This window comes from Vibrio sp. 1978 (genome assembly GCF_033344345.1).
Genome location: NZ_JAWPOP010000038.1, coordinates 1 through 24,928, shown reverse-complemented (window position 1 = coordinate 24,928; position 24,928 = coordinate 1). Strand labels below are relative to the sequence as shown.

At 46.3% G+C, this 24,928-nt stretch carries 22 protein-coding genes; 15 read left to right on the top strand and 7 right to left on the bottom strand.

Annotated features, from left to right (window positions below; genetic code table 11):
• Positions 1-9 precede the first annotated feature (9 nt).
• Entirely contained in the window at positions 10-1,551 is a 1,542-nt protein-coding gene (locus tag R8N49_RS23100) for a sodium:solute symporter (protein ID WP_005374777.1), read from the bottom strand.
• Between the two features lie 339 nt (positions 1,552-1,890).
• Here R8N49_RS23100 and R8N49_RS23095 point away from each other — a divergent pair, with 339 nt between their 5' ends.
• The 3 genes from R8N49_RS23095 to R8N49_RS23085 all read left to right on the top strand — a co-directional run bounded on the left by R8N49_RS23095 (position 1,891) and on the right by R8N49_RS23085 (position 5,567).
• A complete protein-coding gene (locus tag R8N49_RS23095) occupies positions 1,891-3,186 on the top strand; it encodes an MFS transporter (protein ID WP_017634479.1) in 1,296 nt (431 codons plus the stop codon).
• A 101-nt stretch (positions 3,187-3,287) separates the two neighbouring features.
• A complete protein-coding gene (locus R8N49_RS23090) occupies positions 3,288-4,304 on the top strand; it encodes a nuclear transport factor 2 family protein (RefSeq protein WP_005374772.1) in 1,017 nt (338 codons plus the stop codon).
• Between the two features lie 177 nt (positions 4,305-4,481).
• The gene (locus R8N49_RS23085) at positions 4,482-5,567 is read left to right on the top strand and encodes a porin (protein ID WP_017634480.1); all 1,086 of its coding nucleotides are present in this window, start codon (positions 4,482-4,484) and stop codon (positions 5,565-5,567) included.
• Positions 5,568-5,630: 63 nt separating this feature from the next.
• Here R8N49_RS23085 and R8N49_RS23080 read toward each other — a convergent pair whose 3' ends face one another.
• Genes R8N49_RS23080 through hisD form a run of 4 tightly spaced genes read right to left on the bottom strand, consistent with a single transcriptional unit; the run spans position 5,631 to position 9,432 of the window.
• Positions 5,631-6,350: an alpha/beta fold hydrolase gene (locus R8N49_RS23080; protein ID WP_258473891.1), complete on the bottom strand. Its 720-nt coding sequence runs from the start codon at positions 6,348-6,350 to the stop codon at positions 5,631-5,633.
• Position 6,351: 1 nt separating this feature from the next.
• On the bottom strand, positions 6,352-7,356 hold the full coding sequence (locus R8N49_RS23075) for a cupin domain-containing protein (RefSeq protein WP_186585589.1): 1,005 nt from the start codon (positions 7,354-7,356) through the stop codon (positions 6,352-6,354).
• A gap of 47 nt (positions 7,357-7,403) precedes the next feature.
• Entirely contained in the window at positions 7,404-8,138 is a 735-nt protein-coding gene (locus R8N49_RS23070; protein WP_025768659.1) for an SDR family NAD(P)-dependent oxidoreductase, read from the bottom strand.
• A 1-nt stretch (position 8,139) separates the two neighbouring features.
• Positions 8,140-9,432 carry a histidinol dehydrogenase gene (gene hisD, locus R8N49_RS23065; RefSeq protein ID WP_186585588.1) on the bottom strand — a complete coding sequence of 431 codons (1,293 nt, stop codon included), beginning with the start codon at positions 9,430-9,432 and terminating at the stop codon, positions 8,140-8,142.
• A gap of 289 nt (positions 9,433-9,721) precedes the next feature.
• Between hisD and R8N49_RS23060 the strand changes: the two genes are divergently transcribed.
• The 12 genes from R8N49_RS23060 to R8N49_RS23005 all read left to right on the top strand — a co-directional run bounded on the left by R8N49_RS23060 (position 9,722) and on the right by R8N49_RS23005 (position 22,927).
• The gene (locus R8N49_RS23060) at positions 9,722-10,471 is read left to right on the top strand and encodes an HpcH/HpaI aldolase family protein (RefSeq protein ID WP_053307977.1); all 750 of its coding nucleotides are present in this window, start codon (positions 9,722-9,724) and stop codon (positions 10,469-10,471) included.
• Between the two features lie 150 nt (positions 10,472-10,621).
• Positions 10,622-11,578 carry a LacI family DNA-binding transcriptional regulator gene (locus R8N49_RS23055; protein WP_104976388.1) on the top strand — a complete coding sequence of 319 codons (957 nt, stop codon included), beginning with the start codon at positions 10,622-10,624 and terminating at the stop codon, positions 11,576-11,578.
• Between the two features lie 267 nt (positions 11,579-11,845).
• A complete protein-coding gene (locus R8N49_RS23050) occupies positions 11,846-12,841 on the top strand; it encodes a TRAP transporter substrate-binding protein (RefSeq protein WP_025768662.1) in 996 nt (331 codons plus the stop codon).
• 58 nt (positions 12,842-12,899) lie between these two features.
• Positions 12,900-13,463, top strand: a complete 564-nt coding sequence (locus R8N49_RS23045) for a TRAP transporter small permease (protein WP_025768663.1) — start codon at positions 12,900-12,902, stop codon at positions 13,461-13,463.
• The gene (locus tag R8N49_RS23040) at positions 13,460-14,740 is read left to right on the top strand and encodes a TRAP transporter large permease (RefSeq protein WP_005383432.1); all 1,281 of its coding nucleotides are present in this window, start codon (positions 13,460-13,462) and stop codon (positions 14,738-14,740) included. The genes R8N49_RS23045 and R8N49_RS23040 overlap by 4 nt, the downstream gene beginning before the upstream one ends.
• Before the next feature lie 523 nt (positions 14,741-15,263).
• Positions 15,264-16,238, top strand: coding sequence for an ester cyclase (locus R8N49_RS23035; RefSeq protein ID WP_186585587.1), 975 nt, complete (start codon positions 15,264-15,266; stop codon positions 16,236-16,238).
• Positions 16,239-16,287: 49 nt separating this feature from the next.
• Positions 16,288-17,283: an ester cyclase gene (locus R8N49_RS23030; RefSeq protein WP_017634491.1), complete on the top strand. Its 996-nt coding sequence runs from the start codon at positions 16,288-16,290 to the stop codon at positions 17,281-17,283.
• Complete coding sequence (locus tag R8N49_RS23025) at positions 17,276-19,009, top strand: sodium:solute symporter family transporter (RefSeq protein ID WP_064354985.1); 1,734 nt, start codon at positions 17,276-17,278, stop codon at positions 19,007-19,009. The genes R8N49_RS23030 and R8N49_RS23025 overlap by 8 nt, the downstream gene beginning before the upstream one ends.
• 216 nt (positions 19,010-19,225) lie before the next feature.
• The gene (locus R8N49_RS23020; protein WP_017820101.1) at positions 19,226-20,233 is read left to right on the top strand and encodes a LacI family DNA-binding transcriptional regulator; all 1,008 of its coding nucleotides are present in this window, start codon (positions 19,226-19,228) and stop codon (positions 20,231-20,233) included.
• 146 nt (positions 20,234-20,379) lie between these two features.
• Positions 20,380-21,024, top strand: coding sequence for a recombinase family protein (locus R8N49_RS23015; RefSeq protein ID WP_186585586.1), 645 nt, complete (start codon positions 20,380-20,382; stop codon positions 21,022-21,024).
• Complete coding sequence (locus R8N49_RS23010; protein WP_017820099.1) at positions 21,021-22,205, top strand: multidrug effflux MFS transporter; 1,185 nt, start codon at positions 21,021-21,023, stop codon at positions 22,203-22,205. The genes R8N49_RS23015 and R8N49_RS23010 overlap by 4 nt, the downstream gene beginning before the upstream one ends.
• Positions 22,206-22,282: 77 nt before the next feature.
• A complete protein-coding gene (locus tag R8N49_RS23005) occupies positions 22,283-22,927 on the top strand; it encodes an START domain-containing protein (RefSeq protein ID WP_017820098.1) in 645 nt (214 codons plus the stop codon).
• An 81-nt stretch (positions 22,928-23,008) separates the two neighbouring features.
• On the opposite strand, the gene R8N49_RS23000 is transcribed toward R8N49_RS23005, so the two are convergent.
• On the bottom strand, positions 23,009-24,763 hold the full coding sequence (locus tag R8N49_RS23000) for a hypothetical protein (RefSeq protein ID WP_081248215.1): 1,755 nt from the start codon (positions 24,761-24,763) through the stop codon (positions 23,009-23,011).
• On the bottom strand, positions 24,660-24,928 hold a 269-nt coding region (locus R8N49_RS22995; protein WP_318190095.1), incomplete at its 5' end, for a hypothetical protein. The genes R8N49_RS22995 and R8N49_RS23000, both read right to left, overlap by 104 nt.

Below are 24,928 nucleotides of genomic sequence, written 5' to 3'. Positions count from 1 at the left end.
ACTTACCTATTACGACAATGCAGCATAAAGCCAATCAGGGAGAACCATACAAGCAGCGATGGTCGCCACAGCGAACACCAACAGCCCGTAATGACTTGCGGTTGGCTTTGCAAAAAGATGTTTTTGATTATTGATAAAGATTTGTTGCTCGGCAGTCACAGCGCCCCAACGACGGCTCACTAACACACCAAACAAAAGGAAGACGAACGTACCAATTGGCGCGAACCACGGCCAAGCCACGTCGAGATACATTGCAGTAAACACCGCAATCACACTCATGATACTGCCAACGATCACGCCTTTCTCATTGGCTTTTGCCCAGAATAAGCCAAGCACGAATGACCCAAGACGGATACCAACAAAGATGGAAGTCAGGCTAGCGATGGTTTTGAGTACCGATTCATTCGATACCGCCAGAAGAGCTGGCACTACCACCATAGCCGCAGCTAGCAAACTCATCTTTCTTGCGACTTTTTCGTAGTGCTCATCATCGGCACTCTTGCGAACGAAACGCTTGTAGATATCGAACGTTGCGACGGTCGCCATTGAGTTGTAGGTAGAATCCAAGGTCGACATTGCGGCCGCCGCCAACGCGGAAATGATCAAACCAACGACGATTGGGTTAGTGTGGTTGAAGACGAAATCCAAAATCACTTCGTTGCTGTTTTCAAACGATTGATCTTGATAGAAAACACTCAGAAGGACACCGAGTACCGCGAAGAACAAGTACACGAAAAACGCACCGTAACCACACAACAGCATCGACTTCTGCGCCGTCTTTTCACATCTCGTCGCTAACGTGCGTTGGATGATCAATTGGTTGGTGCCGTACACACTCAAATGCAAAAAGCTCACGGCAACCACGCCAGCCCAGAGTGTGGTATCCACGCCCAAATCAAAGTCTAAGTTGATGATATTCAGGTGATCACGAGAAAGGTAATCTGCCGCATTAATCTCTGTCATTAGAATGGCAAAGATAGCGATGCTGCCTGCCACCAATACTGCAGATTGCAACATATCGGTCCAGATAACCGTGGAAATCCCACCTGCATAGGTATAGCAAGCGGTGAAAATACTAATGTAGATAATAGCTTCAGAAATACTGATAGGCAGAACTTGCACTAAGATCAGCGCCACGGCATACAAAATCACACCCGCAGATATACATTGAACCACAATGAACACAATCGAGTTGATGGTTCTTGCATACACCCCAAAGCGGTGCTCAAGATATTCATAAATCGAAGTCAAGCCCAGCTTATAAAAGACAGGCACAAAGAAAATGACGGTGAAAAAGATAACGATGGGATAGTTAAGGTGAATACTCATCGCTTCCATGCCAGAGCTATAAACCCAACCAGGCATCCCTACAAACGTCATCGCACTAATGTAAGTCGCAAGTATCGAAACACCAGCCGTAAACCAACCAAATTGCTTTCCACCCGTAGAAAAGTCGCCACCATTGCTGTAGCGCTTATTCACTAAATAGCTGATTAATATGGTGATTAACACGTATAACGCAATCACCACAAAACTTGAGTACGTAACCATTTCAGGGTTTCCATAATTCTGGGTGCTAATTATTTGTGCTTGGATATTACTTTAAAAAAGCATATCTAAACGATAATCCCGCCATAACTGTGACTATAATCACCAATATAGACGGTTATATATTCAAAAATGCCAAAAAGACCGATTTAATGAGACTCCCATCACTAAAAACCACTAATTGGGTACGCATTCATTTTAAAATTGATATTGATCACGGATCTAATGACCTTAAAAAAACTATGATTCACACCGACACGAAATCGAAGATGATCCAAATAAGATCGTGTTCTTTAAGTTTGAATTGCAACAAATCCTAAGTGAAATAGAGGTTTATCGGTCATGAATGCCAAAAGACACATGAGCGAAGTTCCTATGATTCAAAGGGTAGCTGCCTATCTAGCGATACTGGTTGGTTACTTTTTCTATTGTTATAACTTTGTAATTATTGACTACGTACGCCCATACATCGTTGAAGCGTATGATGGTATTAGCCTGTCAGACACTGCCCAGTTCTATACATGGCAGTCGGTTGGTGCACTTATCGGTGCATTGAGCTGTGCTTGGTTCGCAACAAAATTTGGTAAGAAATCTACTCTTATTACCATCACAGCCCTAAACGGTGGCGCAACGATCATCAATATGATGTTCACCGACTACACAACATGGGCAGCAATGCGTTTCATCATTGGTTTGTCACTGGGTGGTTACTTCACCGTGGCAGTAAGCCTAATGATCGGCCTATTTACGCCAACGGTGCGTGGTAAGTTGACGGCATTCGCGTCTTCTATGTTCTCTGTAGCACTGATGGTAATGGGTGCGTATGCAGCATTTATTGCAAGCATCGATGCACCATGGGAAAGCCTAATGCTTGTTGGTGGTATCCCACCATTGGCAGCCGCTGTGGTCATGATCTTTGTACTACCTAGCGACAGCAAAGTGATCGCTTACGGTGAAGAAGAGCAAGCAAAAGCAGAAGAATCAAATGCACCAGCGAAAAAAGGCTCTTGGGGCGAAATGCTAAGCAAGCCTTACCGTAAGATCACACTAACGTGTCTATTACTGGCTGGCCTTAACTTCTACGGTTTCCAATTCTTTGGTGGCTTCGTAACCACATACCTACGTGATGTACGTATGTTCGACGGTGCAACCATCGGTCTCATCTTCTCTATCTCAGCGTTTGGTTCACTGTTTGGTGCGTGGTTCTGGGGTTGGGTAGCTGACAAATTCGGTCGTAAGGTGAACGCATTTGGCTTCATCCTAGCGGGCATCATGGTTTCAATCTTCTTTGTTGCACCTGGCGACATGGTGATTGGCGGCCTAAACATGCTGGCTCTACTTGGTCTGATTTACAACTTCGGCCTGTCTTCTTCAGCGGTATGGGGTGGTTACTTCTCAGAACTGTTCCCAGCACACCTACGTAGCTACGGCGCGGCGCTATTCCACGGTGGTCGTATCCTCGGTATGTGGGCACCAATGGTACTTATCTTCATCCAAGAGCGTACCGACCTACAAACCGCAATGTGGGGTTCACCAATCGTATGGATCCTTGCTGGTCTTCTATGGCTATCACTGCCAGAGACACTAAAAGGCGGCGTGTTCGATAAGAGCAAAAAAGCCGAAGCAGCAAAAGCGTAACTGAATTTCAAAAACTCCGGCTGGCTCCCCGGCCGGATGAAAAAACTTAATTTCGAGTCCTGTTCCCAAAGCCGACTCGACAGCAAATAAGAGAGTTTATTATGTCTAAATATCAAGAAGCGAAACGCGTTGTACGTGAATACTTCAGCGCAATGGAAAACGCAACTCACGAGAACGTGGCAGAAGTACTAAAAGCACACACTTCAGAAGATTACCTATGGCGTGGTGTTTACCCATTCCGTGAACAACAAGGCGCTCAAGCAGCGGCTGACGTTTTCTGGGCTCCTTTGATGAAATCAATGACTCGCATGCAGCGTCGTCAAGACATCTTCATCGGTGGTGAGAACGAAGTAACATCAGGTGAAATCTGGGTAATGAGCATGGGTCACTTCATGGGTCTATTCGACGCTGAATACCTAGGCATGCGCCCAACTGGCAAAATCATGAACATCCGCTACGCAGAATTTAACTGTGTTGAAAACGGCAAGATCACTAAGACTGGCCTATTCCTAGACCTTCTAGGCGCGATGGACCAAGCGGGTTGTTACCCACTACCACCATCAACAGGTAAGCACTTCGTATACCCTGGTCCTCGTAACCACGACGGTCTACTGTTCGAAGACGCAGCACCAGAAGAAGGCGTAGCAACACTAGCACTAGTGAACAAGATGGTTGATGACCTATCTGCACTAAACGACAGTGGCGCTATGGGTTGCCCACCAGAAGTTCTTGAGAAGAGCTGGTCTAAAGACATGATCTGGTACGGTCCATGTGGTATCGGTGCGTCTTACACAATCCCTCGTTACCAACAGCAGCACCAATTGCCGTTCCGTAACAACCTGAAAGACAAGAAGTTTAACGGCCACGTATGTCGTTTCGCAGAAGGTAACTTCTCTTGTTTCTTCGGCTGGCCAAACCTATCTAACACGCCAATCGGTGGTTTCCTAGGTATGACAGGTGGTGAAGTACGTGCAGACATGCAAGTGGTTGACGTTTACTACCGTGACGGCGACAAGCTATCTGAGAACTGGGTACTGATCGACCTACCTTACTGGCTAAAACAGCAAGGTCTAGACGTGTTCGAGCGTACTCAACAGATCCTAAACCCTTCTCTATAAGAAGTCCTAGGGGCGGATTGTCAAACCGCCTTTATGTTGCCTGAATCCCCTCTCGGTTCAGGCGACATGCTCCCAACTCGTGCCTCAAGGATGGGGCACAACCTCAAGATAGAACCCTTATTCACAACGGGCATGAACGCACGGTGGCTTTCTGCGCCCTGAATAATGAGATTGATGATGAAAAAGTCGACCCTTTCTGCAGTGATTTTAGCAGCGCTTACTTCTAGCTCAGCCTTTGCTGCACACACTTTTGTTAATGACGCTGGTGACAGCTTAACCATCGATGGCCGTTTCGATCTTCGCTACCAAGACCGTGGCGGTGATGACAACGGCGAATGGAATAGCGGCAGCTCACGTTTCGGTTTGAAAGGCCAAATGGGTCTGGATAACGGCTGGACTGGTTTCGGTCACGCGGAATGGGGCTACAACTCTGGCGCGAACGGCGACAACATTTACGACCGCTTGCTATACGCAGGTGTTGATCACGAAAAATACGGCAAGATTGCTGCGGGTACTAAGCAGTGGTCTACCTTCTACGACGTAGCATGGTACACCGATTTAGGTCGTGTATTCGGTACTCGTGGCTCAGGTGTTTACAACCTAGCTGACTGGGGTATCGCATCAGGTGCAGGTCGTGCAGAAAACTCAATTACGTACCGTAATTCAATTAATGAAAAAGTGAGCTACGGCTTTACTTACCAAACCACGCGTGAAGATGTTGCTCTAGCAAGCAATGCGACAGCCTCACTGAAAAACGGCATGGGTGCGTCTATCACTTACAAACCCGTTGATGGCGTAACACTTGGTGCGGCTTACCATCAAAATGAAGTTGCGGATCTAGACGCAAGCGTGGTTGGCGTAGAAAACGGCGACAACATGCGCATCATGCTATTGGGCGCAAACTACAGCAACGGTGGCTTCTACGCGGGTGCGACTTTCCACGTTGGCGAAAACTGGGAAGCGGTAAGCCAAGGCGGTACGGACGTAATGTTCGATACCCTAGGTGGCGAAATCTACACTTACTACCACTTCGACAACGGCCTACGCCCAACGTTGAACTACAACTACATGGAAGATCGCGGTGACGAGACACAAGGTTATGAGCGTAACTTGCTGATCCCTGGTCTTGAATACCACTTCCAGAAGAACAAATTCCTAGTTTGGACTGAATACCAGTTCGACCTAGGTAAAGATCAGTACGATGGCAGCAAATTCGAAAACCGTGATGATCAATTCGCGGCAGGTATTCGCTACTACTTCTGATAATACTCATCGCTCACCACCTATACCCAAGTAGCCTTAAGGTGGTGAGTGATGAAGTTCTTATCAACACAAAGCAAAGTTATCTTGAAGCCAAGTAGTCATCACTTCACTAACCATTAAAGGCTGCTCCAGCGTAGATAGATGCCCACACTCAGGGATAACATGAAGCGTGACGTTTGGGATGCATCTCTCCATGAGCAGGTGATTGTCTAGCGGACAAAGCTTATCTTCTTTACCTGTTATCACCAACGTAGGAACTTGAATGTCCGCCAATAAAGGTCGAGCATCCGGGCGAGTTGCTAACGCTTTAGCATGCGCTTCAAATGCCTCCAAACCTACATTGACCGCCATGCCTTCAATACGCTCAGTTAACGCTTTGTCTTGCAAACGGCTGGGATGAATCAGCACAGGCATCAGAGTGTCAGGCGTAATGCGTTCAAACTCACCATTTAATGCCTGATTAACCAGTGCATCACGCTTTTGTGTCACCTCTGGCTTTTCATCTGCTGCATTGGTATCCATGAGGATCAAGCCTTTGACTCTGTTTGGCGCTTGACGGTACACCTCAAAGGCAAGAATCCCACCCATTGATAAGCCCCCCAAGACAAACTCCCGCGGTGCGTCTTGCAACACTCTCTGCGCCAGCTGTTCCATTGACGGCAATGAAGCCAGCGTCGGGCATGTAGGCTCAACCCAACTTGGCAACGCTCGGTTGATATCCTCAAACAATGTGCCATCACAAAGTAGTCCGGGTAGCCAAACTAACGAGGTGGGTTGCGTCATTTTATTCTCCTGCCAGCGGCTTTGGTTGATCAGAGCCAAGAATGCAATACGTCAAACTATTACCACGCAAGTTCGTCAGTGAGTATGACGCACCTTCTGGAACATTCAGCACATCACCGCGCGTTAAAACAACACTCGCTTGTTCGCCTTGATGCGTGAGGACCACTTCAGTATCGCCATCAAAGTTGATAAGCACTTGTTTTTCTTCTCGCCAGTGTTGAGGAATCGAGCCACCTTCAGAAAGCTCATAAGCCATGATGCTCACTTCATCTTCACTCTTTACTTGGAAGTCATAACTCGCCAAAGGATGACCCGTTAAGGCGTATTGTTTCACGTTGCTTCCGCTGAAATCGCCTTTGATTTCACGATAATCTTTTTGCAGAGCGACAAATGGCATCATCTCTTCTGCGGTGTAGGTATCGAAGGTCGCGAGCTCTTCTTCGGTAAGCAGCGGCATCAATTCTGATTCTTGTGGCACCGGGTCGCCATTAATGGTGTCCACGAGTGTGCCATCGGCTTTGAGGTATAAACCATAACCTTGACTGTCTTTAATAACGTTTGGATGCCAAATAACGCCGCCACCTGAATCGTCGCCGCCAAGTACCGAGAACATAAAGCCGTAATCGCGGCCAACCACTTCAAATCCACGGAAGAGATTGGTTGGAATCGAGATGACGTCACCGTGAGACAACACCGCCTCATGCTCTCCATCGTTCCCCCAATAAAAACGGAACTGACCTTTGAACACCAAGAAAAGCTCGGCGGTACGATGAGAGTGCAACGAATTTTTGATGCCCGGCGGTTGGCCTGCGGCACCAATGTTAAAGCCCGCCGTATCGCGAATATGAACATGCTGACGACTGCTCTCTGCCACCCCTGCACCGATAATGCAAAAGTTATCTTTGAGATCACTGCCTGGCGTGCGCGCATCAATAAACGCACTCGTACCCGGAATCAGTTCCATGTAGCGGACCAGGTTATTATTCATTTTAGATTGTAGAGTCATTGTAAATCCTTGTTGTCCTTGTTTGGACCTAGCCTTTGAATTGTTAGTTACAGACCTAAAGGTCGCCCACCATCAACCGCGATGGTATTGCCTGTCGAGAAGGTAAGAAGATCTGCCGCGGCGTACACGGCTTGAGCGACTTCTTCATCATTGGCTAAACGCTTAAGCGGTGTGGATTGTTCTTGTTGATTACGCCATGCGTCATCCAAGCCTTTGACAAACTCAGTGTCGACAAGCCCTGGAGCAACAGCCAGAACTCGAACCTCGGGAGACAGAGCGCGAGCTAAAGAACGGGTCATGTTCTCCGCGGCAGATTTACTTGCACAGTAAGCAATGTTGCTCCCCATCGCAGTCTGTGCCGCGATAGAAGTAATGTTCACCACACAACCATTGGCTTGCTTAAGCCAAGGCTCAAACGCTCGAACCATGGCAAAAGGCGCACGGACGTTCACTTGGAAAATTTGGTCAAACAGCTGGTCATCTAAACTTTGCAAATCAGAGTGCGCGACGAATTTCGTCATCCCCGCACAGTTGACCAACAAATCCAGCTTGTCGCTTATTTCACTGACTTGATGTTTAAGCTGTTCAATCGCACTAGAATCTGCCACGTTCAATTTGAATGCTAGATGCTCGTTACGTGGCAGCGAGGAAAGCACATCCTCGGCCGCTTTCTGATTACTGTTGTAAGTCAGAATTACGCGATATCCCGATTCAGCTAGCTTGCGACAAATGGCGGCACCCAGTCCGCCACTGCCGCCTGTGACTAAGGCAAGTTTCGACATATTACGCCTCTTCCACTTTGCCTTTGTAACGGCGCACACGAATATCCGCTTGCTCTTTGTGGCCAGCAAAACCTTCGAGTGCACACAAGCGAGAGCAGTACTCGCCGACTTTTAAGGATGCCGCTTCCGTCACACGCTGGTAAGTACAAGTCTTGATGAACTTCCCTACCCAAAGACCACCGGTATATCGTGCCGCTTTCTTCGTTGGCAGTGTATGGTTGGTACCAATACATTTGTCGCCGTAAGAAACGTTGGTTTCACGACCTAGGAATAAGGCACCGTAGTTGGTCATGTTATCTAGGAAGTATTTAGGATCTTCCGTCATCACTTGAACGTGTTCAGAAGCGATATCGTCTGCCACTTCCACCATTTCTTCGTAGCTATCGCATACGATCACTTGTCCGTAATCTGCCCACGCTTTACCCGCAACTTCCGCCGTTGGAAGAATAGTTAGCTGACGTTCAATCTCTTTGATAGTTTCTTTTGCAAATGTCTCGCTGTTGGTCAACAAGACAGCTGGGGAGTTGTAACCGTGCTCGGCCTGACCAAGCAAGTCCGCCGCTGCCAATTCAGGGTCACAGCCTTTCTCATCAGCAATGACTAAGGTTTCAGTTGGGCCTGCAAACAAATCGATACCGACGCGACCAAACAACTGACGTTTTGCCTCTGCTACAAATGCGTTACCCGGCCCTACAATCATATCGACCGGTGCAATAGTCTCCGTCCCCAGAGCCATTGCACCTACCGCCTGAACACCACCGAAGCAATAGATTTCATCCGCACCCGCCATTGCCATCGCAGCGACAATCGCCACATTCGGCTGGCCATTAAACGGTGGCGCACAAGCAATAACACGTTTTACGCCCGCGACTTTCGCCGTCAGTACACTCATGTGAGCGGATGCAACCAATGGGTATTTACCGCCAGGGATGTAACAACCCACGCTGTTGACTGGAATATTTTTATGCCCCAGTACCACACCAGGCATGGTTTCTACTTCGACGTCTTTCATTGAGTCACGTTGAATTTGAGCAAAGTTTCGAACTTGTTGCTGAGCGAACTCGATATCATGACGAGTCGATTCATCAAGCGCATCCACACAGGCTTGGATTTGCTCTTCTGACAGGCGGAATTGCTCCGGCGACCAGTTATCAAACTTTTCAGACAACTCACGTACAGCGCTATCACCTTTCGATTCAATATCAGCAAGAATGTTTTCAACAATCTGACGCACTTTTGCGTCGTTTGATGCTGATACTTCTTCAGTGATTCCGTTTTTTAAAATGCGTGCCATTGGGTTTCTCCTTGAACATTGAGGCTGACGAACGGTTATTTTTATGATTTTGGATACGAATGCAAAATAAGATTAAACACTTAATTAACATTTGACAAGTTAAGTCAACAAACCACAAAAACAATCCTTAAGCCTTTGCATTTATTAGTTTAAACAAATAAAAGCAAGTAATAAGGACCTTAATTGAGTTTAATTTTCAATCAAAAATGAGTTTTAGATCACATCATTTTTACTCATCATTTACATTTCTACATGTTAGTTTTTGCATACCTTTGCAAAGGAGAGAATCATGAGCAATTTTAAACAACGTCTGAATCAAGAAACGATATTAGGTACATTTGTTAAAACCCCTCACCCTCACATTATCGAAGTATTGGCACTGGCAGAGTTGCCTTTTGTGGTACTGGATGCAGAGCACGCACCTTTCGATCGCTCCTCGCTTGATCTGTGCATCATGGCGGCCAGAGCGAATGACCTCGCGTGCGTGGTACGAGTACAAGACAGCGCCCCTTCAACCATTTTGAACGCGCTTGACTGTGGCGCGGCGGGTGTACAAATTCCCCATGTTTGTACTGCTGAGCAAGCGACGCAACTGGCGAAAATCTGCCATTACGGAGAAGGTGGCCGAGGGTATGCTGGTTCCAGTCGAGCAGCGCAATACGCCACTAAGCCCATGGTTGAACACTTAAAAGACAGCCGTGCGAATACGATTGTCATTGCACAAATTGAAGACCCTCAAGGGGTTGAAAATGTTGAAGCGATTGCCAATGTTGAAGGAATTGATGCGCTCTTCATTGGCCAAGTTGATCTCACTGTCGCTTATGGTGCTGATAGCGTTCATGATGAGAAAGTCGCACAAGCAAGTATGCGAGTAATCGAAGCGGCCAGAGCCGCCAATAAACCTGTTGGCATGTTTGTCGCGACGGCTCAACAAGCTCGGGAATGGCGTGAACTCGGCGTTAGCTTCTTTTGTGTTGGGTCTGAACACAAAATGATCATTGATGGCTTCAAACAAGAGAGAAATGTGATGAATTCTTGAGTTTTCTCTGATATTTACGCCTTATCAATGTAATGCTCTAGACACAGAAATCCCCTAGCCCATACACTCAGCACGTATGAGAAGGTTCAATGGCCTTAAATAAGGAGTATCACCATTAAAGCGAAAGTAACTTCGATCGACGTCGCGAAGATGCTCGGCGTCTCTCAATCGACGGTATCTAGAGCATTCAGCCCGACTGCGAGTATTAGCGAGAAGAAACGCAAAATGGTGATGGATGCCGCAGCTAAGCTCGGATACACACCGAATGCCATCGCCCGAGGTCTGATTTCGAATCGTTCAGGCTTAGTGGCGATTGCGTTAGATAGCGAATCAAACCCAATGTATGACATGCAATCTCGTGCTTTGGCTGTCGAAATTCAAAAGCGAGGCGGACAAGTTGTGCTTTGCCCTATCGACAAGGACGACCTCGATCTCGCCATTTCACGCGCCATTGAATACCAAGTGGACGGACTCGTTATCGCCACCAGCCGTTTAACCTCACGCGCGTTTGCCCAATGCGAAAAGTTTGGCGTTCATTTAAGCTTGATTAACCGCTACGCCGAGGGTATTAATGCCAATAGCTCTGGTATTGATAACCGATTGGCGGGCCAACAAGCAGCCGAGTATTTAACGCAGAAAGGCGCAAAACAGTGTGCTTATATCAGTGGCGATGCTGGCTCCATGACCAGTGAAGAGCGTTGGCTGGGTTTCTCTTCAAAATTGCAAGAACTCGGCTCCCCGTCACCAACCTTTATCCAAGCCAAGTACAGCTTTGAAGCAGGCTTAGAAGCGGCGAAAGCGATCTTGTCGCACACTAGCAAACCCGATGCAATTTTTTGTGCAAACGACATCCTCGCCATGGGTGTGATGGATGGCTTGCGACAAGCCGGAGCAAAGATCCCCCAAGACTTCTCTGTGATGGGTGTAGATAACATTCCGATGTCTGCATGGCCGAGCTATGATTTGACCACCATTGCTCAACCAGTCGACAAAATTGTTAAACGAGCGGTTGAAGACTTGATGAATCGAATCAACGGCAACCTGGATGCAACTGGCGAATACCTTTTCGAGCAAGGCACCTTGATCGAACGTAGTAGCACCACTTAATAAATCCATTTTTATTCATTCTTCATAAACAAAATGTCTTGCTTTCGAGTAAGGCATTTTCTGTGATCACGATTAAATTTTCACCAATCGTTATTTAATTCCTCATCAATTCATCAATCTTGTTATTGACTTGTTACTTTAATGTTTTATTTTGGATTCGTATGCAAAATGGATATGAATTGCTCAACTAATTTATAAAAACATAAAAAGTTGTGTGACTTGCCGACGAATGCCCATGGCAGGTCATACCAGAAACAAGGAAGAACGATGAAGAAAGCAATCCTTACTTCACTTACCGCACTGGGACTTGCATTTAGCAGTATGAATACGTTTGCAACCAGTGTTATTCGTCTTGCTCATGACAGTCAAGAAACCTCTCCCGTACACAAAGCAATGCTCTATTTCGAACAAGAAGTGGAAGCTCGCTCAAACGGTGAGATAGAAGTTGAAATCTATCCGGCAAGACAACTAGGCGATGTGCGTGAGACGACTGAACTCGTGCAGCAAGGCAACTTACAAATGACGTTTGGTGCGTCAGTTTTACTCTCTCCCTACGTCCCTGAGTTTAACGTGCTCGACGTGTTCTACCTTTTTGATAGCGAAGAGCAAGCACACAAAGCGCTCGACAGTGAGAAGATCGGACAACCATTGTTGAATGCTATGGAATCAAAAGGCTTTCATGGACTTGGCTTTATGGAGGTCGGCTTTCGTAGCGTGACCAACAACAAACAGCCAATTGATAGTATTGAGGACCTGAAAGGGCTAAAGATTCGCTCGGCATCTAACCCCACTCAAATAAGCGCGTGGAAATCTATTGGTACTGCGCCAACACCTCTGTCTTGGGGAGAAATTTTCACCTCGTTACAACAAGGCCTGATTAACGCTCAAGAAAGTGCTATCTACTCTATTTATGCCGAACGTTTTTACGAGGCACAAAAGTACCTCTCTTTAACTAACCATATATACACCAACTACGTGTTGTTCATGAACAAATCGTTTTGGGATTCACTGCCGGCCGCACAACAAGCGCTGATCAGTGAAGTAAGCAAAGAAACCATCGCAAAACAGCGTGAGCTCGCCGCTAAGCAAAACCAAGAAGTAATCAAAGAGCTCGAAGCAAAAGGCATGACGGTTAACATCGTCCCAGACGAGGTACGCAGCATCATGAAAGAAAAAATGAATGCAGCCGTGTACCAAGATCTGCGTAGCAAGACAGGTGAAGACTTGTTTGACAACGTGATTGCCGAGATAGAACGCCTATAACTCCCACTCTTTTGCACGATCTGGCAACAGGTCGTGCTTTCTCGTTTTGGAGGTGAACATGAAGTGGTTTCGCTTACTAGACAAATACCTAGAACCTACCCTTATCGTTATCGCGATCTCGACGATGACAACTTTACTGTGCTTGCAAATCGCACTACGCCTATTTGACGCAACGATCGCGTGGGCTGAAGAGCTGGCACGTTATTTATTCGTATGGGCGATGTACCTGAGCATCAGCTATTGTATCCGAGATGATCGACACATCCGCATTCGTGTGTTCATCGATAAACTTCCGGGCAATTGGACGCAATTCAGTTTGATTGTTTCTGATCTTATCTACCTTGCCTTTAGTGCCACTGTCGCCTGGTTTGGATTTAAGGTGATCAATCGCAGCCTGCAACTCGGTCAGATTGCACCCGCAATGGAAATTCCTATTGCGTGTTTGTATGCCTCTGTTTTAGTTTGCGCACTATTAAGCTGCGCGCGCCTAGTGACAAGCATTTATCAACGTGTGAACGCGTGCTCCACCAGCAATGAACGAGTTCGCTTTTCACGCCAACGCTATCGCCATATCAAAGCAAAGTACCGTACTTCTAACCGACTATTGGAGTTTAACGCATGACGTCTGCACTTTTGTTTGGCAGCTTTGGTCTGCTTCTGCTCATTGGCGTTCCGGTCGGTATTGCTCTGGCGGCAGCCAGTATGGTCGCGATACTCAGTCTGCCGTTTCTTAACATTGAGTTTTTAGTCCAAGGAATGGTAACAGGGCTCGACTCTTTCCCTCTCCTCGCCGTCGTTCTATTTACCTTGGCAGGTAACCTTATGAGCCAAGGAGGGATCTCAAAACGATTATTACACGTGGCGGAGGTCTTCTTTGGCCACTTTACTGGTGGGCTTGGCATCGTCGCCATTGTGGCGTGCATGTTCTTCGCTTCCATCTCTGGTACAGGGTCTGCCACCGTTGCCGCTATCGGCCTGACGATGATTCCCTCTATGGTGAAGAAAGGCTACGACCGCAGCTTTGCCGGTGCCTTGATCGCCTCTTCCGGCGGGATTGGCGTCATTATTCCACCCTCTGTGGTGATGATCGTCTACGCGATCACAGCTGAAGTCTCGGTAACTAAAATGTTCATGGCAGGCATCATTCCTGGCTTGGTCGTCGGTATGGTATTGATCGGCTACTGTCTAATTGTCTCAAAAATGCGGGGCTACACAGGTAACGAGCGCAAAGCGACCTGGGCAGAGCGTCTTGATGCGCTAAAAGAAGCCAGTTGGGCAATGCTACTACCCGTGATCATTCTCGGCGGTATCTATTCCGGTATCTTCACGCCTACCGAATCCGCAGCGATTGGCGTGCTCTATGGCTTATTCTTTGGCATGTTTGTTTATAAAGAGCTCAAACCAGCGCAAGTTGTGAAAATCATTCTAGAGTCGTCACTGTTAGTTGGCGCAGTGCTCGTCATTGTGGGTGCGTCCGTGACGTTTGGCCGCATATTGACCCTAGAACGTCTACCGACCGAGATCGCTCAGTTCATTCTATCGATTACCGAAAACAAACTGCTGATACTGCTTTGCATCAATGTCCTGTTGTTGCTCGTCGGTACCTTTATGGAAACGCTGGCGGCCATTGTTATTCTCACGCCAATTCTGCTGCCCATAACGTCAGCACTCGGCATGGACCCCGTTCATTTTGGTATCGTGATGATCGTGAACTTGGCCATTGGCTTTGTTACGCCTCCTCTGGGTGCCAACCTGTTTATGGCAAGTCAGGTAGGCAAAGTACCGATAGAGTCGCTCTCTAAAGCCATCATGGGTTGGATTGGTGCAATGATAGTGGCCTTGATGTTGATTACCTTCATCCCTGCCATCTCGCTATCGTTACCTGCGCTTTTATCCTGATCGTTGCACTCATAGAGCGCTTATGACTGTTATAGCCACTAGATAAACACCTTTCTAGTGGCTTATTCGTTATCTACTTCCGATTTAATAAAAAAGCCTTTAAGCATTCGTATGCAAAAGGAAAATTTGAAAGATATAAGGATAATTGACACCAAAATAGCTGAATATTAGCGATAAAGTCTATTTGGGTGCCTTGATCGCATGATTATCAGTTTTGGCTTAATCATTTATTTCCATTCAAACAGATCAAAATAAATTAAGCGATTAAAAAACAATAAGATATTATGAAATTCATACAAAAAACTTTGACCTCCTTTCTTATTAACACGTCTCGATAAGAGATAGCTTCCATCTCTCCTGTACTTTTTTAGTTTATTTTCCGCTCAATTGTTAAAAACCTGATCACCAGCACGCTATTTAAACAATCGAAAAACAATCCGTTGACAAAATGGCAACATGATATATTTTGAATACGTAATCAAAACATAATTCAAACATAATTATTCAATTACGGAGGTGATTTATGGCCATGGTTGGCTTCGATGAAAAGTGGCGTGATTTTCCCGACTACATTCTTGGTATCACAAAAGAGATTTGGGAAGACCGAGGTTTAAACACCTTAGAACACTACTACTCTCCCTACATTGTTGTGCGTACTCCACTCTCTATCGTTCAAGGAAACGAAGGGGTGATCAGTGCAACAATGGCGACACTGGCCGAGTTTCCCGATCGCACGCTATATGGCGAAGACGTCATTTGGTCAGGCACCCCGGAACAAGGCATGCTTTCTTCTCATCGAATCATCTCTACTGCAACACACAGTGGCAACGGCTTCTACGGGCAAGCCTCGAACCGCAAAATTCGTTTCCGTATTATCGCAGATTGCCACGCTATCAATAACCAAATCAATGACGAATGGTTGGTTCGCGATCAAGCCGATATCGCGAAACAACTGGGTATGACGTCAGAAGAGTTTGCACGCCAACAAATCGAATTTGAAGGTGGCGTGGAATCAAGCCCATTTCCGTTCACACCTGAAGTCGACATTCCTGGACCTTATTTGGGCGTAGGCAACGACAACGAATATGGTCAGCGATACGAAGCAATTCTCAGAAGCCTTATGAATGCCGAGTTCTCAATAGTACCGAAAGAGTACGACCGCGCTTGCATCGGCGAATACACTGGCGGTCAAACTGCCCTATCACACTCGGAAGTCGATCATTTTTGGATGGCACTTCGTGCGTCTTTCCCAAATGCTCAATTTACCGTTCACCATCGTATTGGCCGAGATGACGACATGATGTCACCACGCGCGGCAATTCGATGGTCTTTGCACGGTAAGCATGAGGGATATGGGATGTTTGGTAAGCCTTCAGGAAAAGAGGTTTACATCATGGGGATCAGCCACGCTGAGTTTGGCCCTTGGGGTCTTCGTCGCGAATTCACTTTGTTTGACGAGACCGCAATCTGGAAGCAAATCCTGCTTCAGCAAGGCTAACGGCTGACTAAACACTATTTATTAAAATCACAGACAGTAAGGAAGCAACATGTCACTCAACATCATCGAACAGTTCTACCAGAACTACTTCAAAGCCGCAGACATCGAGCAAAAACAGGCCGCTCTGCAAACTTTGAACCCTGACGTAAAATGGTGCGTGGCGCACCCTGTGAACGATCTTAATGGCCCAGATGCAACCCACGAATCTTTCCTCTCACCACTTGTTAATGCTTTGCCTGACGCCGAGCGCCGACCAATAATTGTTATGCACGGCGAATACGAAGGCCGCACTTGGTACAACTCTACCGGCTACTTTATCGGTACATTTGAACAACCACTGTTTGGCATCCCAGCAACAGGGAAAACACTCTACTTGCGTTACACCGAAATGGTGTGTGTGGAGAACGACCAAATCACCGAATCTTACATGATCCCAGACTTCATCGACGCGATGAATCAAGCAGGCTGCAACCCTCTTCGTAAAAGCTTAGGTCACGATGGCTTGGTTCCTTCTCCTGCAACTTCTAACGGTATTCAACAATCTGTTGTGTCTTTGGAAGAAAGTGAAAAGAGCGCCCAGCTGGTTGAAGATATGCTGTCTTGCTTGGGTCGTTTTGATGGCAAAGATCTTTTCTCGATGGATTTAGAAAACTACTGGCACAATGACTTCATGTGGTACGGCCCTGCTGGTATTGGTACTACGCGCGGTATCAAAGGTTTCCGTAACCACCATCAAGCGCCATTTGTGTTTGCGTTCCCAGATCGAAGTGTCGATATTGAGGTCAATTTTTTGGCCAAAAATGACTACGTATCCACAGGTGGTTGGCCACATATGCATGGTACTCACACTGGTCACAGTGGCTGGCTCGGTCTCGCCCCGACAGGAAAACACATCGAACTTCGCGTTATGGACATTTGGCGACGCGAAGGCGATTTACTGAAGGAAAACTGGGTGGCGATCGACATCGTTCATATCCTGCTGCAGCTTGGCTATGACGTGTTTGCACAAATGAAAGAACAGTTAGAAGGACCTAATTATGCATGAGTTTGGCGCACTTAACTGGAGCATCCTTGGGGGATACATCGCCCTAACGCTAGTATTGGGTGCGGTGATTGGTAAGCGAGTAACTTCAGCTAGCCAATTCGCTTTGGGTGATAAGAGCATCCCTTGGTGGGCGATCGGTATTTCTGTCGTTTGTACTTACGTGAGTGCCATGTCGTTCCTTGGCGGGCCAGCTTGGTCTTACAAAGAAGGCCTGTCGGTTATCGCGATTCACCTCAATTATCCGCTGGTGATCTTCTTCATCGTGGCTGTGTTTATGCCGTTTTTCTACAACAGCGGTTTAACCTCCATCTACGAGTATCAAGAACGACGCTTCGGTAAGGCTTCACGACTGACTTTGTCGTTTATCTTCCTTATCAAACAAGCATTGAGCTCGGCAGCCGTACTCTACGCGACAGCAATGATTTTAGAGTTCATTACTGGTATCGACGTGATGTACTGCATCATGATCGTCACTGCAATTGCCCTTATCTACACCGTAATGGGCGGTATCGCGGCTGTCATTTGGACCGATGTGATTCAAGCAGTAATCTTATTTATTGGCGCATTCATCATCATTGAAGCCGTTTGGAATGGCATGCCTTCTCCAATGACGGAGGTCATGGCAGAGCTCAAAGCGAAAGGAATGACCGATGCCCTACAGACAAGTTTTGACCTAAGCCAAGTAACGACGGTATGGGCTGGCGTTATCGCAATGACGATGTTCCACACCACCGTGTATGGCGGTAACCAGATGATGGTACAACGTTGTATGGCCGCGAAAAACATGGGCGATGCGAAAAAGGCAATGTTGATGATGGGCTACGTGGCCTTCTTTATTTACTTTGTCTTTATCTTGCTTGGCGTCCTATTCAACGCTTATTACGACGGTAAAGAGTTTGAAAATGGCAACACCATCATTCTTCATTACGCGAGTGAATATGGAATGCCAGGCTTGATGGGCATCATTGCAGCTGCGATTCTGGCGGCAAGTATGTCGAGTCTCGATTCCGCCTTTAACTCAATGGCGACCGTTTCTGTGGCTGACTTTTACAAACGCTTCTACAAGCAAAACGAGTCGGAAGAGCATTACTTAAAGGTATCGCGTTTCTTCACGGTGGCGTGGGCGATTTTGGTCATCATTCCAGCGATCATGTTTGCCACCAGCACCGGCTCGGTACTGGAAGTGCTGAGTAAGGCAGGCTCTTACTTTGTCGGTGCGAGCTTCTGTATGTTTGTCCTTGGGTTCTACTCAAAACACATTACTGAAAAAGGCTTGTTGATTGGCGTTGCTGCTAGCTTCTTGGTGATTTGGTATGTAGCCGTTGCGACCGATATTGCGTGGCCTTGGTATTGCGTGATTGGCGTCCTTGTGAATGCCGTTGTTGCTTACATTGCTAGCCTTCTCCTGACGGGTAAACAAGATGAAATGCATCTTTACACAGTGAAAGGCCAGCAAGCGGAATATGCTCGTCTAAATAAACCAATCAAGGAAGATGGTTGGTATGTCGTTCCCGGCAAAATCGATGCTCCATGTTATGGCTTACTAGTGATGTTTGTGTTCTCTCTCGTGATGCTTTGGGGGATCAACGCGTTTACCGACAACGCTCCTATGCTGATTAACTTTATGTGTGGCTGCTCTATTCTTGTCGCAACCGCTTGCATCGGATACATGGGGTATTCACTCCTCTCCCCGAAACGTAAAGTTGCAGTCAAACAAGCAAATTAATGTTCTTTACGTAGATACTGTACGTCCAACAAACGGACAGTATCTACGCTCTAGCTCTAGTGCTAGCTCAAAGCAAATCGAATGGGTTAACCCACATTTTGCTTTTTAATACTCCAAAGCCATTATTCTACTTAGGATACCCGTTAGAACATTTATGAATACGTACCTATTTATGCTAGTCTTATGACCTCAATTACTGGCAACTAAGTTTTATTCATGAAATCAATTAAACACGTAGTCACATCAAAAGATGTGGCAAAGATGGCAGGCGTCTCTCAATCTACTGTATCGCGCGTGTTTGTTCCGGGTAGCTCAGTATCCGAAAAGACCAAGCAAAAAGTCTTTGAAGCGGCTAAAGCCCTTAACTACCGCCCTAACGCCTTTGCACGTAGCCTGACCACAAACGAATCGAAATTGATAGGTTTGGTGTTTCCTGATGCGGATTACCCTATCCATATGAAAACACTGCAATTAATTTCCAGTGAGTTACAGAAAAAAGGTTATTCTGCCGTATTGATTCCATGGCAAGTGGATGAAGAAGAGGGCCACTCAATCCCAAATATCTTCCAGTATCGCGTCGATGGTGTCATTGCTGCTTCCGCAACCTTCAATAAGTCCCTTTATGAAGAATGTGAAGAGTTTAATATCCCAATTGTTCAATACGCACGAGTTGTTGAAGGTACTAGGAGTAGCTACGTTATCAGTGACAACTACGAAGCAGGCCAACAAGCTGCGCAACTTCTGCACAAAAGTGGCGTGAAGAACGCGGTTTATTTGACGGGAGAAGTGCCAACCTTTACGAATGACGAACGCCAAAGCGGCTTCTGCTCTGAATTTGAAGACCTAACCGGCAAGACGCCACGCATCATTGAAGCCAGCTATGACTACGCGAGCTCACTTGATAAAGTCCGTGCCATACTGGCAGACAAAAATCGGCCTGAAGCAGTGTTCTGTGCAACCGATAACCTTGCGATGGCGGTCATGGATATCGCCCGTATAGAATGCGGGTTGAGGATTCCTCAGGACTTACAAGTCATTGGTTTTGATAATATTCCTCAGACAGAATGGTTAAGCTATCAATTAACCACGTTCCGCCAGGATTTCCGTCGCCTCGCTCGCGAGTGCGTGAAGATCATTGTTGATCAAATTAATACGAAAAACGGCAGCCTAGTAAAAATGATGGTGCCAGTGAAGTTAATCGAGCGCCAGACAACAAAAGCTTAAATAGCTATAGCCAGCCATTCGGTTGGCTTTTTTATTTGCCTCTGACTCCCAAACGGCTCATTTAGTGTTGTAAGCATTAATGAACCCATGTATATTTATGAGCTATTACACTATATGAACCAAACAAAAAAAGGCTCATAATCCTTATGACCACGTATCTTTACACTCGTTATTCGCCAAAAAATCGAGCTTACCAAGAGCACCTTAATACTCTAAAAGCTTTTGCTCCCGAAGCTCAGCATTTTGAGGATAAGGTTCGTGGTTGCATGCCTCCAACCGAGAGAGAGGCATTCTTACGACTGCTCGATTCCGTCAGAGCTGGGGATACGATTGTGCTCTGGTGGCTGACCGCATTTGGTCGCGACTTTAGTCAAGCATTGAACACGGTAAAAATGCTACTCGATAAAGGGGTAACATTGAAAACTGTATGTGAATCAATAACTTTTGAGCCAGGTTCTGTTCAGACTCAAACACTACTCACAGTGTTATCTGGATATGGGAAAGTGCAGACTGAACATCGCCTGTTTGCCGCAGAGCAAGGGCGACAGGCCATTAAAGAGCAGCCAGAATTATGGAAACAGAAGTTTCGCGGCCGCCCCGCAAACAAAACCAAACACCAACAGATCGCAACGTTACTGCTAGAAGGCTACACATTGCAAAACGTAGCAGAGCAATGCGAAGTCAGTCTATCGACTGTGAAGCGGGTCAAAGCAAAGCTAAATGAAGTGGATGACGAAGGCGGCTTAAGCTCACGACGCCAAAAAGGTTGTTTGAATGGAGACCAGTCATGAGTCGCCCAATCAACTTTCATACTATACTACTCGCCTGTCTTATTATTAGCGTTGGCCAGTTGAGCATGGGGCTAGTTATGCCCTCTTTGCCATGGATAGCAAAAGACTTTTCCATCTCCCTCGACCAAGCTCAACTGCTTGTGAGTATTTATTTGCTCGGCTTCGGCCCCTCTCAATTTATCTACGGGCCAGTGTCAGATGCTTTAGGACGAAAAAGAGTATTACTTACCGGTTTACTCATCGCGATGTCTGGTCTGCTGATAATTATTTTCTTCAGTGACACATTTACAGGGATGGTGATGGGGCGCTTTTTACAAGGGTTAGGTACAGGATGCTGCGCGGTACTCGCGAGGGCGTCGACTCGAGATAGATTTAGCGGGGATGAACTCCCAGTGGCAATGTCTTACATCGCCATGGCGGCTTCAATCACGCCACTTATTGCACCTGTGATTGGCGGCTTTATCAACTTCCACTTCGGTTGGAGTATGGTGTTTATTTCTCTGTTGGGCTATGTCTCGCTGGCTTGGGTAATCATCGCCTTTAAGTTCACAGAAACCATCACAAAACGTTCTGTCATTCCGTCACCCCGAAAAATGTTACTCCAATACAAGAGCTTACTTACGTCTCGTTACTTTATGAGTTTCGCCAGTATCAGTTGGTTAAACTTCAGCTTAATGATTACGACAGTCTCTGTGATGCCATTTATCATGCAAGATCAAATTGGCATGACCTCCGCTCAATACGCGATGTGGGCGCTCATTCCCGCTTTGGGTATGTTATGTGGTACCACGATTTGTAACCGAGTAAGGCCAATTATTGGCAATAAAAAAATGCTGCTCTGCACCCCATTTCTTCACCTCGCTGCCGCAATATGGTTATTTTTCTGTCCTGTTGAGCCTCTATTTCTGATGCTAGGACAGCTATTAATGATCTTGGGTAATGGTATTGCCCTACCTTGTGCACAAGCGATGGTAATGCAACCTTATAAAAAGCAAGCAGGTGCCGCAGCGGCAATGTCTGGTGGTGGACAAATGGTCGTCTCCTCATTGGTCAGCTTAACTCTGGTGCAGCTTGGATTGAGTCAAGCATGGCATCTAGCGATCGTTATCGTAATATTTGCATCGCTTACCTTCACCAACATTCAACGTGGCTTCAGTGCAGAGCAACCTTCAGAACGATAACAAAAAACATACTATTGTCCTTATAGTTACGACAAATCGTATAAACTTAAATTTAGGAAAAGTTGGCGGATACTAACATGATGTTGCATTTAAGAATGGGCGCCTTAACACTCGCCACATTGATATCCGCTGGCACTGATGCGAGCGCCAACGAGAACTGGCAGTTCGAGAGTGACAAGAATGGAATCACAATTTACTCCCGAGAACATAGTGACGGTTTAGTTGAGATCCGTGCCCGGATGTTCACACCCACCAGCTATGGTGCATTTTTAACGCTACTGGAAGACAGTGACAATATCCCGAACTGGATTGACAATGCCAGTCATAGCCGGGTTTTAAATCAGATATCGGCCACCGAGAACATCGTTTACACCCAGTTTAAAGCACCATGGCCTGCCAAAAATCGGGATATGGTCACCTACTCAAAGTACTGGGTCGATGAGCTGGGATTCACGATAGAAATCAAAAGCGCACCTGACTCATATCTTGCTGAACAAAATGGTTATGTTCGAATTCGCTCGGTTGATGCGACTTGGGAGTTACAAAAACTCACAAACGATACAACACTCGTGGAATACAAGGCGTTTGCTGACCCCGGAGGTCTATTGCCAAACTGGCTGATCAACAAACTCTCAAAAGAAAGTGCATGGGCGACATTTAGTAATTTAAGAAAAGAGTTACCTGAATATCAGCAATACTCTCATCCTCAAATAGATGAGTAAGCGTCGCTCTTCCCACTCGCTTTTTAATACGGTACATAATAACAAAAGGCGGCTTCAAGCCGCCTTTTTCTACGCAATGTGTTACTGCTGTGCAACCGTTACAGGTTTAGTTGCACCGCGGTAATCAAACTCAAAACCAATACCTTGGTCTGTCACGTCCATCGTCATACCACCAACAAGCTCGCCTTGTAAGCTTTTGACAACATCATCCGGAACCGGCTCCCCTGTGATTGACGACGCACTCTCTAACACTTCCAAAATACGCTCTGAATCAAAATCAAAGCTGAACAAGCCATTTGGAGAAAGTGATTGCGCCATCACTTCTTTGCTTGCTTCCGCAGCACTATCACCACTGTAAAGGGTGAAATGGTTTTCGTTTAGACGAGCAAACACGTCCACCTTCATGCCAGTATGCATTTCTAATAGGTCACTGACATTAACAGGTTGGTTATCCGGTTGAATTTGCAATTGAGCAAGTTCAGGAACGAACATTTGCGCAGTTTGAATAAGCATCATTGGATCATTGGCAGAAAGAGACAACATACCATCTAGCTGGCTAAATACTTCACCATGCTGAGCATTAGTATCTACTTTGATATCAAACATTTGCAGGCTTAACCCTTTAAGGCCATTAACCATGCCTGACCCCATGCTTACAGCGGCTGCTGGATTCTGGCCGCCCATCTCTTGCTGCATTTGTGTCAATAAAGAGCATTGATATTGAGGCTGGGTCAAGTCAGCCCAAATCTGACCAATCGATGGCGCTAGAGTATTAATGTCTAAACCAAGCGCCATACTAAAGAAACTCTTATCACTTTTAGACTCAGCCAATACACCACGAATCGACTTGAGCGCATCTAGAATCGCTTTATTGTTGGACTCAATAACAAAAGAACCTTTAATGAACGCCTGATCGCCTTTCATCTTGTATTCTGCAAACGCGACGGACTGAGGCCAGTTTTCTGCAACTTGAGTAAGCTCAGTATGGCAGGCTGGTGAACGCATTTCCTCAATAGTTGGTTCAGGATCTATTGCATCCAACGTGCTAATTTGACGAGCAAACATATTGCCATCTTTCGTCGTCAAACCTTTAATCACTTCGCGATGATCAAAGTAACCAAAAGAGTTGTTGTTTTCACCGTATTTGGCTTGCAACGCCTCAAGACGTCCACTCTCAGCAATATTTTGACTTGGTGCTTCAAGCCCTAATGCCATTTTAATCGGGTTTTGAACGCCCAGTTGCGGAACATCAACCGTTAACGTAAGCACGTTATCAACCACGGCTACAACCAAGCCAATACCGTCCTGCGGGTCAATTGAATCAGTCATCTCGTAACGACGATACTCGACTTCACCAAGCTTAACCAACTCATGCTTAGCGCCGCTCATCTGCTCTTCATGATCCAGTGTTTTCCATAACGCGGCAGGGTCTTCAATATCCACTTTGTACACCGGTACCATACCAATTGTGTACAACACAGGATTAATGTTTTCCCCGGTGCCCAAATAAGCTTTTAATGTTTCTGGCGACGCAGCACTCTCTAGGTATCCATCGAATAAGTTAACTGCAAACTGCTGTTGTGGAGACAGTGGTTCATCGGCAAAAAGTTCTGCAATCGAGCCTTGATTCGCCGTACCGAATGCGTTCATGTATTTATAATGGTTAAAAGGTTCTGTCTGATACGTCACCATAAGTGAATCTGCAGGAACTTGCGTTAACAGTGAGCCTGCATCACTCGCGGTAATATTGTTTTGGTACAGGTAGCCAGCGCCCCCTGCTGCTGCGACCACTGCTGTAGCCAATAGTAGTTTTTTCACGACCAACTCCGTTGTCATAGTTATGTGTTCCTAAACGAAATGTAACGCTTAGGTTTAAAGCCAATGAATAGTGCTTTATATCAACCGCTATCATAAACAAGTTATCGATGCCCGAATTCAACTGCGAAGTGCGACACTCGCCAATATCAAGCGGCCAGTGCCATTTCTTTAAAGACAATCGCT